The organism is Curtobacterium sp. Leaf261, from assembly GCF_001422205.1.
GTDB lineage: Bacteria > Actinomycetota > Actinomycetes > Actinomycetales > Microbacteriaceae > Curtobacterium.
Map to the genome: position 1 here is coordinate 322,541 of NZ_LMMJ01000008.1, position 12,648 is coordinate 335,188.

Annotated in this window: 10 protein-coding genes; 6 read left to right on the forward strand and 4 right to left on the reverse strand. The window is 72.2% G+C overall.

From position 1 onward, the window contains the following. The first annotated feature begins 56 nt into the window (after positions 1-56). Genes ASF23_RS09720 through ASF23_RS09735 form a run of 4 tightly spaced genes read left to right on the forward strand, consistent with a single transcriptional unit; the run spans position 57 to position 4,289 of the window. Complete coding sequence (locus ASF23_RS09720; protein ID WP_055952387.1) at positions 57-923, forward strand: ThuA domain-containing protein; 867 nt, start codon at positions 57-59, stop codon at positions 921-923. Then, positions 920-2,056, forward strand: a complete 1,137-nt coding sequence (locus ASF23_RS09725; RefSeq protein WP_055952390.1) for a Gfo/Idh/MocA family protein — start codon at positions 920-922, stop codon at positions 2,054-2,056. Before ASF23_RS09720 ends, ASF23_RS09725 begins: the two co-directional genes overlap by 4 nt. 23 nt (positions 2,057-2,079) lie before the next feature. Continuing rightward, the gene (locus ASF23_RS09730; protein ID WP_055953192.1) at positions 2,080-3,279 is read left to right on the forward strand and encodes a Gfo/Idh/MocA family protein; all 1,200 of its coding nucleotides are present in this window, start codon (positions 2,080-2,082) and stop codon (positions 3,277-3,279) included. Positions 3,280-3,284: 5 nt separating this feature from the next. Further along, positions 3,285-4,289, forward strand: coding sequence for a sugar phosphate isomerase/epimerase family protein (locus ASF23_RS09735; RefSeq protein WP_055953195.1), 1,005 nt, complete (start codon positions 3,285-3,287; stop codon positions 4,287-4,289). A gap of 64 nt (positions 4,290-4,353) precedes the next feature. Here the strand turns inward: ASF23_RS09735 and metE are convergent, their stop codons facing one another. From metE to dapD, 3 genes are all read right to left on the reverse strand, one after another. Next, positions 4,354-6,678 (reverse strand): 5-methyltetrahydropteroyltriglutamate--homocysteine S-methyltransferase, encoded by a 2,325-nt coding sequence (gene metE / locus ASF23_RS09740; RefSeq protein ID WP_055952393.1) that lies wholly within the window; start codon positions 6,676-6,678, stop codon positions 4,354-4,356. 9 nt (positions 6,679-6,687) lie between these two features. Beyond that, positions 6,688-7,719 (reverse strand): methylenetetrahydrofolate reductase, encoded by a 1,032-nt coding sequence (locus tag ASF23_RS09745; RefSeq protein WP_235510848.1) that lies wholly within the window; start codon positions 7,717-7,719, stop codon positions 6,688-6,690. 237 nt (positions 7,720-7,956) lie between these two features. After that, positions 7,957-8,925 carry a 2,3,4,5-tetrahydropyridine-2,6-dicarboxylate N-succinyltransferase gene (gene dapD / locus ASF23_RS09750; RefSeq protein ID WP_055952395.1) on the reverse strand — a complete coding sequence of 323 codons (969 nt, stop codon included), beginning with the start codon at positions 8,923-8,925 and terminating at the stop codon, positions 7,957-7,959. Positions 8,926-9,050: 125 nt separating this feature from the next. Here dapD and dapE point away from each other — a divergent pair, with 125 nt between their 5' ends. Together dapE and ASF23_RS09760 are read left to right on the forward strand one after the other, a co-directional pair. Further along, positions 9,051-10,130 (forward strand): succinyl-diaminopimelate desuccinylase, encoded by a 1,080-nt coding sequence (dapE, locus tag ASF23_RS09755; RefSeq protein WP_055952398.1) that lies wholly within the window; start codon positions 9,051-9,053, stop codon positions 10,128-10,130. Continuing rightward, on the forward strand, positions 10,115-11,356 hold the full coding sequence (locus ASF23_RS09760) for a hypothetical protein (protein ID WP_055953201.1): 1,242 nt from the start codon (positions 10,115-10,117) through the stop codon (positions 11,354-11,356). Before dapE ends, ASF23_RS09760 begins: the two co-directional genes overlap by 16 nt. Here the strand turns inward: ASF23_RS09760 and ASF23_RS09765 are convergent. Beyond that, the gene (locus ASF23_RS09765) at positions 11,335-12,543 is read right to left on the reverse strand and encodes an AI-2E family transporter (protein WP_055952401.1); all 1,209 of its coding nucleotides are present in this window, start codon (positions 12,541-12,543) and stop codon (positions 11,335-11,337) included. The two genes, ASF23_RS09760 and ASF23_RS09765, sit on opposite strands and share 22 nt — an antisense overlap. Positions 12,544-12,648 lie beyond the last annotated feature (105 nt).

Sequence of the window (12,648 nt, forward strand, 5' to 3'; positions counted from 1 at the left end):
CGACCGCACGCTCCGCACACTCCAGCATCACCGTGACCAGGGAAGAAGTACACGACATGAGCGACACCACCACCCCGCTCCGCATCACCGTCTGGGGCGAGAACGTCCACGAGCAGGTCGAACAGCACGTCGCCGAGCGCTACCCGGAGGGCATGCACGGCGCGGTCGCCGACGGCATCCGGGAGAACCTGCCGGACGCCGTCGTCCGCACCGCGACCATGGACCAGCCGGAGCACGGACTCACCGACGAGGTCCTCGCGGAGACCGACGTCCTCACCTGGTGGGGACACGCCGCGCACGGCGACGTCGTCGACGCGGTCGTCGACCGCGTGCACCGGCACGTGCTCTCCGGCATGGGGCTCATCGTGCTCCACTCGGGGCACTGGTCGAAGATCTTCGGCAAGCTCATGGGCACCACGTGCACCCTGCGCTGGCGGAGCGAGCACGACCAGGAGCTCGTCTGGACCGTCAATCCGCAGCACCCGATCACCCGGGGTGTCCCGAACCCGATCGTCATCCCCGAACAGGAGATGTACGGCGAGTACTTCGACGTGCCGACGCCGGACGAGCTCGTCTTCATCTCGGGCTTCACCGGGGGCGAGGTGTTCCGGAGCGGGATGACGTACCGCCGTGGCTTCGGGAAGATCTTCTTCTTCTCTCCGGGCGATCAGGACTTCCCGGTCTACCACCACCCGGACATCCGCCGCGTCATCGCGAACGCGTCGGAGTGGGCGCGCCCGGACCGCGAGCGCGAGCTGCCGATCCTCCGCCGGTTCGACCTCGGCGAGTACCACGACGGGCAGCACTACCGCGGTCCGTTCGACGACCAGCCCGAGGAGACCGACACCGGCGCCACGGCCGATGCGCCCGCGTCTGGGTCTGCGCCGGCGCCCGCGGACGCTCCCGCCGAGGCCGCACGATGACCGGCTTCCGCGCCGTCGGCGACACCGGAACCCCGCTCCGCGTCATCCAGGTCGGCGCCGGCGGCATGGGCACGGCCTGGCTCCGCACGGTCGCCGCCGCCCCCGAGGTCGAGCTCGTCGGGATCGTCGACCTCGACCTCGACGCGGCCCGAGCGGGTGCCGAGGCGGCGGGCGACGCGTCGATCCCGGTCGGGACGAGCCTCACCGCGCTCGCGGCGTCGACCGGCGCGGAGGCCGTCCTCGACATCACCGTCCCGGTCGCCCACCACCCGGTGACGATCGAGGCGCTCACCGCGGGCCTGCCGGTCCTCGGCGAGAAGCCCGCCGCGCAGGACGTCGCGGAGGCGCTGTCGCTCGCCGCCGCGGCCGAGGTCACCGGTGAGCTGTTCATGGTGTCGCAGTCCCGGCGGTACAACGACCAGCTCGTCGCGTTCAAGCAGCACCTGGCGCTGCTCGGCGGTGTCGGCTCGCTGAGCACGGCGTTCGCGAAGGCCCCGCACTTCGGCGGCTTCCGCGAGGACATGGACGACGTCCTGCTGCTCGACATGGCGATCCACCCGTTCGACTCCGCGCGCTACCTGCTCGACCGCGAGCCGGTGTCCGTCTACTGCGAGTCGTACAACCCGTCCTGGTCCTGGTACCGGGGCGACGCGGCTGCGGCTGCGGTGTTCACGTTCGAGGACGACATCCGGTACGTCTACGACGGCTCGTGGTGCGCACCCGGGTTCGAGACGTCGTGGAACGGTGCCTGGCGTGCGTCCGGAGCGTCCGGGACGGCGCTGTGGTCCGGGGACGACGACCCGACGAGCGACGTCGACGGCGCACCCGGTGCGCCGTCCGCCGCGGCGAGCGTCGGCGTCGAGATCGCCGGCTCCCTGTCCGCGTTCGTCCACGCGCTCCGCTCCGGCGACGCGCCGGACGGCGAGGTGCACGGCAACGTCATGAGCCTCGCGATGGTCGAGGCGTCGATCGCGTCGACGCGGAGCGGGCAGCGGGTGCAGCTCGACGACGTCCTGTCGGACGCGCACGCCCTGGCGGTCGGCCGGGAGGCCCGGGCGGACGTCCGCCAGGTCCTGTCCGGCTGGACGTCGGTCCGGTCCGCACTGGGCACCCCGATCGGTGCTCGGTCGTGACCGGGGCTCCGCTCCGGGTCGCGATGGTCGGGCACGGGTTCATGGGCGCCGCGCACTCGCAGGCCTACCGGGTCGCTCCGCGCTTCTTCGACCTGCCTCGGACACCGGTGATGCAGACCCTCGTCGGGCGGGACGGTGCCGCGACCCGGGCCGCCGCCGACCGCTGGGGATGGGCGTCGACGTCGACCGACTGGCGCGAGGTGCTCGACGACCCGACGATCGACCTCGTCGACATCGTCAGTCCCGGTTCGACGCACGTCGACATCGCCGTGGCGGCGCTCGCCGCCGGCAAGCACGTCCTCTGCGAGAAGCCGCTGGCGAACACCGTGGCCGAGGCGACGCGGATGGCCGAGGCCGCACGCGACGCGGCGACCCGCGGGGTGTTCGCGATGGTCGGGTTCACCTACCGCCGGGTGCCCGCCGTCACGCACATGCGCGACCTCGTGGCGGCCGGCCGCCTCGGCACCATCCGGCAGGTCCGCGCACAGTACCTGCAGGACTGGCTCGTCGACGAGGACGGTCCGATGACCTGGCGCCTCGACAAGGACCTCGCGGGGTCGGGGGCGCTCGGCGACATCGGGGCGCACGCCGTCGACGCCGTCGAGTTCATCACCGGACAGCGGCTCGACGCGGTGTCCGGGCTGCTGCACACCTTCGTCACCGAGCGACCGCTGCTCGACACCTCGGTCGTGCAGACCGGGCTCGGCGGTGCGGCCGGTTCCGAGCGCGGGACGGTCACGGTCGACGACACGGCGCTCATCACCGCGAAGCTCTCCGGCGGTGCGATCGGGTCCTTCGAGGCGACGCGGATGGCCACCGGGCGGAAGAACGCCCTGCGGATCGAGATCTCCGGGTCCGCCGGCGCACTGGCGTTCGACCTCGAGCGTCCGAACGAGCTCGAACTGTACGACGCCACCCGCCCGGCGACCGAGCTCGGGTTCACCCGGGTCCTCGTCACCGAGCCGGAGCACCCGTACTTCGCCGCATGGTGGCCGACCGGGCACACCATCGGGTACGAGCACGCGTTCTCGCACCAGCTCGTCGACCTCGTCCGTGCCGTCGACGCCGGTGTCCAGCCGACGCCGTCGTTCGCCGACGGCCTGCACGTGCAGCGTGTCCTCGACGCGGTGGAGCGGTCGAGTGCGTCCGGGAGTGCTTGGATCGACACGGAGCCCGACGGCGAGAGCGAGCGGGACAGCGACCACGAAGGAGTGTCTGCATGACGAGCATCAAGCGACCCGTCACCCTGTTCACCGGCCAGTGGGCCGACCTGCCCTTCGAGGAGGTCTGTCGACTCGCGGGGGAGTGGGGCTACGACGGGCTCGAGATCGCGTGCTGGGGCGACCACCTCGACCCCGACCGCGGGGCGACCGACGACGCGTACATCGCGGACCGGTTGGCGATCCTCGAGCGCAACGGCCTGCAGGTCTTCGCGATCTCGAACCACCTGAAGGGCCAGGCTGTCTGCGACGACCCGATCGACGACCGGCACCACGACATGCTGCCGCCGAGTGTGTGGGGCGACGGGGACCCCGAGGGTGTCCGGCAGCGCGCCGCCGAGGAGCTGAAGAACACCGCGAGGACCGCGGCGAGGATGGGCGCGAAGGTCGTCACCGGGTTCACCGGGTCCTCGATCTGGAAGTACGTGGCGATGTTCCCGCCGGTCCGCGACGAGCTCGTCGAGGCCGGCTACCAGGACTTCGCGGACCGGTGGAACCCGATCCTCGACGTGTTCGACGAGGTCGGCGTCAAGTTCGCGCTCGAGCCGCACCCGTCCGAGATCGCCTACGACTACTGGACGACGCAGAAGACGCTCGAGGCCATCGGGCACCGCGAGGCCTTCGGGATCAACTGGGACCCGAGCCACATGGTGTGGCAGGACATCGACCCCGTCGCGTTCCTCTGGGACTTCAAGGAATCGATCCTCAACGTGCACTGCAAGGACACCAAGCGGCGGCTCAACGGGCGGAACGGCCGGCTGTCGTCGCACCTGCCGTGGGCCGACCCCCGACGCGGCTGGGACTTCATCTCGACCGGCCGCGGCGACGTGCCCTGGGAGGACGCCGTCCGGATGCTGAACGCGATCGGGTACACCGGTCCGCTCTCGGTCGAGTGGGAGGACGCCGGGATGGACCGGCTCGTCGGTGCTCCGGAGGCCCTGGCGTTCGTGCAGGGACTGTCGTTCCCGCAGCCCGAGAACGCGTTCGACGCCGCGTTCGCGCAGGAGCGCTGACCAGCTGATGCACGGGAGGCCCGGTGCCGGTCCATGGACCGGCACCGGGCCTCCAGGCCGTCACCTACGCGCGCACCCTCACCCGCTCGCGCACCGTGTTCGCGGCCTCGACCATGTTCCGGAGCGCCGCGACGGTCTCGTCGTAGCCGCGGGTCTTCAGCCCGCAGTCGGGGTTGATCCACAGCAGGTCGGTGCTGACGCCATCGAGAGCCGTCTCGATGAGCCCGGTGATCTCGGCGACGCTCGGCACGCGGGGGCTGTGGATGTCGTACACGCCGGGACCGACGCCGCGGGAGAACCCGGACGCGGCGACGTCGTCGACGACCTCCATGCGGGAGCGCGCTGCCTCGATGCTCGTGACGTCCGCCCCGAGGCCGTCGATCGCGTCGATGACCTCGGCGAACTCGGAGTAGCAGAGGTGCGTGTGGATCTGCGTCGCGCGGTCAACCCCTGACGTCGCGACCCGGAACGAGCGGACCGACCAGTCGAGGTAGGCCGGCTGGTCCTCGCTCCGGAGCGGCAGGAGCTCGCGGAGCGCGGGCTCGTCGACCTGCACGATGCCGATCCCGGCTGCCTCGAGGTCGGCGATCTCGTCCCGGAGCGCCAGCGCCACCTGCAGCGCGGTGTCCCCGAGCGGCTGGTCGTCGCGGACGAACGACCACGCGAGGATCGTCACCGGACCGGTGAGCATGCCCTTGACCGGCTTCGGGGTGAGCGACGCCGCGTACGAGGACCACGACACCGTGATCGGCGCCGGACGGGAGACGTCGCCCCAGAGGATCGACGGACGGGTCGCCCGCGAGCCGTAGGACTGGACCCAGCCGTGCTGGGTCACCGCGAAGCCGTCGAGGTTCTCGGCGAAGTACTGCACCATGTCGTTCCGCTCGGGTTCGCCGTGCACAACGACGTCGAGGCCGAGGTCCTCCTGCAGCGCGACCACGCGGGCGATCTCGGCGCGCATCGCGTCCTCGTAGTCGGCGTCCGACAGGTCGCCCCGGGCGTGTGCGGCACGGGAGCGGCGGATGTCACCGGTCTGGGGGAACGAGCCGATGGTCGTCGTCGGCAGGAGCCCGAGCCCGAGCGCCTCCTGCTGCGCCGTGCGACGGTCGTCCACGTCGCCGCGCTCGGCGTCGTCGGCCGTCAGCGCCGCGACCCGCTCGCGGATCGACGGGATCCGCACGCCGGTGGTCGACGCGCGGCGGGCGAGCGACTCGGCGGCTTCGTCGAGCTCGGCCCGGACGGCGTCCTGACCCTCGGTCAGACCGCGGGCGAGCGTGACGACCTGCGACACCTTCTGGTCCGCGAACGCGAGCCACGAGCGGAGCTCCGGGTCGAGATGCTCCTCGCGCGACACGTCGTGCGGCACATGCAGGAGCGAGGTCGACGGCGACACCGACACCGCCGCGGCGTGCGCCCCGAGCTCGGACGCCGCGGAGAGTGCGGCGGACAGGTCGCCGCGCCAGATGTTGTGCCCGTCGACGACACCGGCGACGACGGTGGTGCCCGCGAGCACCGAGGGGTCCTCCGGCTGGGCGCCACGGACGAGGTCGATGCCGACCGCCTCGATGCCGGTGGCCACGAGCGGGGCGAGCGCGTCACGGAGGTCGCCGTACGGGGCCGCGACGAGGAGGGCCGGGCGGCCGGGCGCGGCCACGAGCGCGTCGTAGGCCGACGTGACGGCCGCGAGCACGGCCTCCCGTCCGACGGTGTGGGTGTCGGTGACGAGCGCCGGCTCGTCCAGCTGGACCCACTCGGCACCGGCCGCGCGGAGCTCGGCGAGGAGTTCCGCGTACACCGGCAGCAGGTCGGCGAGGCGGTCGAGGGGGCGGAAGTCCTCCGGCGCGTCGTCCGTGGGCTTCGCGAGGAGCAGGAACGTCACCGGACCGACGAGCACCGGGCGCGTGACGAAGCCGTCGGCCACCGCCTCGCGGACCTCGGCGGCGCGGCGACGGTCGGCGGCGCGGAACACGGTGTCCGGTCCGATCTCCGGCACCAGGTAGTGGTAGTTCGAGTCGAACCACTTCGTCATCTCGAGCGGGGCGTCCTCGCCGCGGCCACGGGCGATGGTCGAGTACCCGGCCAGGTCGACCGCCCCGTCCGGTCCGACGACGTCCGCGAACCGCGCGGGGACCGCACCGACGGCGACGGCGGTGTCGAGCACGTGGTCGTAGTACGAGGACGCCTCGGGGATCGCGGAGTCGTCGCGGCCGAGCCCCAGGGACGCGAGGCGGGCCCGGTTCGCGCGGCGGAGGTCCTGTGCGGCCTGCTCGGCGTCCGCGGCGGGGATCGCCCCGCGCCAGAAGGCCTCGAGTGCCTTCTTGAGCTCGCGGTCCGGCCCGATGCGCGGGTAGCCGAGGATGGTCGCGGTGGGGAACGGTGTGGTCGTCATCGTCGGTTCCTAACGTGAGGGGGTCTGGGTGGGAGGGGTGGTCGTCGTCGTGCGGAGACGGTCGAGCACGGCGAGCGGGAGCGCGTGCTGGTTGAACGTGTAGAGGTGGAGGCCCGGGGCGCCGCCCGCGAGCACCTGGTCGGCGAGTGCCGCCGCGTGGTCGGCGCCGCGCTCGAACCGCTCCTCGTCGGAGTCGGCCGACTCGAGCCGGGCCAGGAGGTCGGCGGGGACGGTCTCCTGCGCGAGCGACGTCGCACCGAGCAGCCGCTTCGGGGACGACACCGGCATGAGCCCAGGGAGGATCGGGATCGTCAGCCCGGCGGCCTGGCAGCGGTCGACGAACGTCAGGTAGTCGTCCGCGCGGTAGAACAGCTGTGTGATCGCGAGGGTCGCACCCGCGGCCTGCTTGGCGAGCAGGGCGTCGATGTCCTGCGCGAGGTCTCTGGACCGCGGGTGGCCGTTCGGGAACGCGGCGACGGCGATCTCGACCTTGCGGCCCTGCGCTGGGAGCCGTGCACCACCGGGTCCCGCGCCGGCGGCCCGTGCACTGCTCGGCAGGAGTGCGTCGTCGAACTGGGCGCGCTCGGCCTGCACGCGGTGGATCAGCTGGACGAGCTCGGCGGCACTGCCGAGCCCCACCGACGGGTCGCACGGGGCGTCGGAGCCGTCGGCGTTCCGCGGCGGGTCCCCGCGGAGGGCCAGGAAGTGCCGCACACCGGCGTCGAGGAACCGTCGGACGAGGTGCGCGGTCTGCTCGGCCGTCAGCCCGACGCAGGTCAGGTGCGCGAGCGGCGGGACCCCGGCGTCCCGGATCACCCGGCGCACGATGTCGAGGCTGGCGCCCCGGCTCGACCCACCGGCGCCGTAGGTCACCGAGATGAACGCTGGACGCACCGACGCGAGCTCCTGGATCGTCGTCCGGAGGCGGGCCTCGGCGGCGGCGGTCCGCGGCGGGAAGAGCTCGAACGACACCCGGGGACGCGCGTCCGGCAGCGCGGGCTCGCTGGGTGCTGCCTGCTGGAACAGCGGGGGGACGGACAACGGTTGCTCCCAGGGCACGGTCGGCACGACGATCGGATGATCGTGGTGTCGAGCGGGTGCCGGGCTCGGCTGTCGCTCGCTCATCGGGCAGCGGATGCGGTCCGGAGCCGATGAGGTCGACCGCGACGTTACTGAGCCAGGGGTGCCGGTGTCGACCGTGTTACGCGGGGTGACACATCAGCCGACGGTCGCCGCGGCACGGTCGACTTGCAGTGCGGGCCCGCGCGTGCAGCGCGCCTACGCGTGCAGTGCGGTGTTCAGCTGGATGCCCTGCCCGGCACGCGGGACCGCCTCGACCGCGCCCGACACGCTGTTGCGCCGGAACAGGATGTTCGGCGTGCCGGAGAGCTCGACGGCCTTGACGGTCTGCGGGCGGCCGTCGGGGCGCGGGGCGGCTCCGACGAGCGTCACCTTCGTGCCCGCAGTGACGTAGAGCCCGGCCTCGACCACGGAGTCGTCGCCGAGGGAGATGCCGAGCCCGGCGTTCGCCCCGAGCAGGGCCCGCTCGCCGATCCGGACGCGCTGGGTCCCGCCGCCGGAGAGCGTGCCCATGATCGAGGCCCCGCCGCCGACGTCCGAACCGTTCCCGACGACCACGCCCTGCGAGATGCGGCCCTCGATCATCGCCTCGCCGAGGGTCCCGGCATTGAAGTTCACGAAGCCCTCGTGCATCACGGTGGTGCCGGGTGCGAGGTGGGCGCCGAGCCGGACACGGGAGGCGTCGGCGATGCGGACGCGGTCGGGGACGACGTAGTCGAGCAGCCGCGGGAACTTGTCCACCGCGTGCGCGACGATGCCGGCCCGCTGGAGCGCCGGGCGGAGTGCCGGGAAGACGTCGGCGTGCACCGGCCCGGCGTTCGTCCAGACGACGGTCGGCAGGTGCGCGAACACGCCGTCGAGGGACAGCCCGTTCGGCTGTACGAGCAGGTGGCTGAGGAGGTGCAGGCGCAGGTACGCGTCCGGGGTCGACGCCGGCGCGGTGTCGAGGGCGATCTCGACGGTGACGGCCTCGAGGCGCACGCCGCGCCGGGCGTCCGCTCCGACGTGCACCGCGAGTGCGTCCGGCACCGCTGCCGCGTCGACGTCGTCGGGGATGCGCCCGAGTGCGGGGGAGGGGAACCAGGTGTCGAGGACGGTGCCGTCCTCGCTGACCGTCGCGAGGCCGGAGCCCCAGGCGTGCGTGGGGGCGGTGGGTGCGTCGGTCACGCAGCCAGGGTACAAGGTGGCGGACGGGAGGGACGGTGCGGGCCCGCCACGTCCCTCCCGTCCGGTTCTCCACAGCCTGGGCAGGGCCCGCCTGCTGCCTGGGCAGCGCCGGTAGGCTGCCCTCCATGCCAGCCGAGCTCGATCTGACCGCATCGTCCATCGCCATCACCCGTGCCATCTGCGACATGGAGTCGGTGTCCGGGAACGAGGGCCCGCTCGCCGATGCGATCGAGGCGGTGCTCACGCCGCTCGCGCACCTCGAGGTGATCCGGGACGGCGACGCGATCGTCGCCAGGACGAACCTCGGCCGGAGCCGCCGGGTCGTGATCGCCGGACACATCGACACCGTGCCGCTCAACGACAACCTGCCGACCCGGACCGACGTCGAGGACGGCGTCGAGATCCTCTGGGGGCGCGGCACCGTCGACATGAAGGGCGGCTGCGCGGTCCAGCTGAAGCTCGCCCACGACCTCGTCGACCCGACGATCGACATCACGTGGGTGTTCTACGACCACGAGGAGGTCAGCGACGCCCTGAACGGCCTCGGGCGGCTCGCACGGACGCGGCCCGAGCTCCTCGCGGCCGACTTCGCGATCCTCGGCGAGCCGTCGAACGCGCAGATCGAGGGCGGGTGCAACGGGAACCTCCGCGCCGAGGTCCGTGCGTCCGGCAAGCGCTCGCACTCCGCGCGGAGCTGGATCGGCGACAACGCGATCCACAAGATCGCGCCCGCGCTCGACGCGCTCGCCGCCTACGAGCCGCGCACCGTCACCGTCGACGGGCTCGAGTACCGCGAGGGCCTGAACGCCGTCGGCATCACGGGGGGCATCGCCGGCAACGTCATCCCGGACGAGGTCATGCTGCACGTGAACTACCGCTTCGCCCCCTCGCGGAGCGCCGACGAGGCCGTCGCGCACATCCACGAGGTCTTCGCTGGCTACGACGTCACGATCGTCGACCTCGCCGCCGGTGCACGTCCCGGTCTCGACGCACCACTCGCACAGGAGTTCGTCGCGGCGGTCGGCGGTCCGGAGCCGAAGCCGAAGTACGGGTGGACCGACGTCGCGAGGTTCTCCGCGCTCGGGGTGCCCGCCGTCAACTACGGCCCCGGTGACCCGGCCTTCGCGCACCACGACGAGGAGCAGGTCCCGACGGCGCAGATCACGGCGGTGGAGGAGGGCCTCCGCCGGTGGCTGACCGCCTGACCGAGGAGCCGTCACGGGCCACGGTCCCGCACCGCCGGCGCGTGTGGCTGCGCGCCCGCTACCGCCTCGTGCCGTGGTGGGCCCGCATCACGGTGGTGTACGTCCTCACGAGGATCGTCACGGCCGGACTCCTCGCGGGGTTCGCGCGTGTGCAGCCGCTGAACCAGTTCACGCAGGCGTCGCCGACACCCCTGCAGTTCGCCACCATCTGGGACGGCGCCTGGTACCGGTACATCGCCGCGGCCGGGTACCCGTCGACCCTGCCGATCGGCACCGACGGCGCCGTGACCCAGAACGCGTGGGCCTTCATGCCCGCGTACCCGTTCTTCGTCCACGGCATCATGCTCGTCACCACCGCGTCCTTCGAGGTCGTCGCGGTCGTGGTGTCGCTCGTCTGCGGCTGGGGTGCCGCGCTGCTGTTCCGGCGTCTCATGGGACGGTTCCTCGACGACCGGACCGCGACGTTCGCGACGGTGCTCTTCTGCGTCGCGCCGGTCTCCGCGATGTTCCAGGTCGGGTACGCCGAGTCGATGGGCGTGTTCCTGCTGACCCTCGTGCTGTGGCTGTGGGGACAGCGCCGGTTCTGGGCGATGCTCCCCGTCATCGTGCTGCTCGGGCTCACCCGGCCGACGGGCCTCGCCCTCGCGCTCGCCCTCGTGGTGTCCCTGGTCGTGCGGTTCGTGCGACCCGGCGACCATGAGCGGATGGCACTCCGGGCATTCGTCCCGCAGGCCGTGGCCGCGGTCGTGTCCGGAGTCGTCGGGCTCGCGTGGCCGGTGATCGCGTGGGTGGTCACGGGCGTGCCGCGGGCGTACACCGACACCGAGCTCGCGTGGCGGCAGTCCTACATCGGACGGCAGGAGCTCCTGCCGTTCGCGCCGTGGGTCCAGGGGTTCGACTGGTGGTTCCACGAGCCGGCGGGCATCATCCTGCTCGTCGTCGTGCTCGCCGGGTTCGCCGCGTTCCTGCTCATGCCCCCGGCTCGGCGGATCGGGCCGGAGCTGCGGATCTGGGCCGGGGCCTACATGGTCTACCTGCTCGCGGTGTTCTTCCCGCAGTCGAGCACCTGGCGGATCCTGATGCCCCTGTTCCCGCTCCTCGGCGTGGTGGCGCTCCCGCGCTCGAGGGTCTACCGGGTCGCGATGGTCATCGTGTCCATCGCGCTGCAGTGGGTGTGGATCTACTTCTGCTGGTGGGTCGACGGCTACGACTGGACCCCACCGTGACCACTGCTGGTCGCATCGTGCGCCGGGCTGCTCGCCGCGCCGCTCGCCGCGCTGCTCGCTGCGTCGGTCGCCGGTGACCGCACGGCCGCCAGGACCATCGCGTTGACGGTGGCGATGAACGGCACCGCGAAGAACGCTCCGGCGATCCCCGCGACACTGGTGCCCGCCGCGACGCCGAGCACGATGCCGAGCGGATGCACCTTCACGACGCTCCCGGTGAGGAGCGGGTGCAGCACGTGGCTCTCGAGCTGCTGCATGAAGACCACGATGCCGAGCATGCCGAGGGCGACACCCCACCCGTTGAACACGAGGGCGATCGCCACGGCGACGATGCCCCCGACGATCGCACCGACCACCGGGACGAACGCGCCGATGAACACGATGGCGGCGATCGGGACGGCCAGGGGGATCCCGAGGGCTGCGGCACCGACCCCGATCCCGATGGCGTCGGTCACCGCGACGATGAGCTGGACCCGGATGAAGCTCGTCAGGGTCCGCCACCCCGCGGCACCCGCGACGCCGATCCGCCGGCGAGCCGCACGGGGGAACAGCCCGACGACGAAGGCCCAGATGCGACCGCCGTCGATGAGCGCGAAGAGCGTGGTGAACACGACGATGAAGACGCCCTCGAGCGCGTGCACCGCGCTGTCGCCGGCCGAGCGGAACCCGGACGCGAACGACGACGAGTGCCGCTGCAGGTAGTTCGTGGCATCGGTCACGTACTGGTCGATCTTCTGTGGTGTCAGCCCGAACGGGTGGTTCGCGAGCAGCGCCTGCGCGGAGCGGACGGTCTGCCGCGTCCGTTCCTCGAGCATCGGCAGGTCGTAGCGGATCTGCGCCGTGACGACGAGCACGAGGGTGCCGAGCACGACCAGGACGACGACGAGACTCGCGACGATCGCGATCCACTTCGGCCACCGGTGCCGCTGCAGGAACGCGGAGAGCGGGACGAGGAGCGCCGACAGGATGAGTGCGACGAGGAAGGGCACCACCACGTCGGCGAGGCGAACGACCAGGAACCCGACGAGCGCGAGGGCCGCCGCCACGACGATGAGCCGCCACGAGAACGCCGCCGCGGTGTCGAGCGCCCGAGGCACGTCGACGGAGGTCTCGACGGAGGTGTCGTCAGAGCGCTCGACGGAGGCGTCGATCGGCGCGGTCTTGCGGCGGAACGGCGGGAGCAGCACCGGATCAGCGTAGGGAGCGCCGCCCGCGACAGGGCCGGGAGAACCGCGCCGCAGGCGGCACGAACCTTGGCGGTTTCGCAGAACGGGCCTCTGTGCCGGATAATG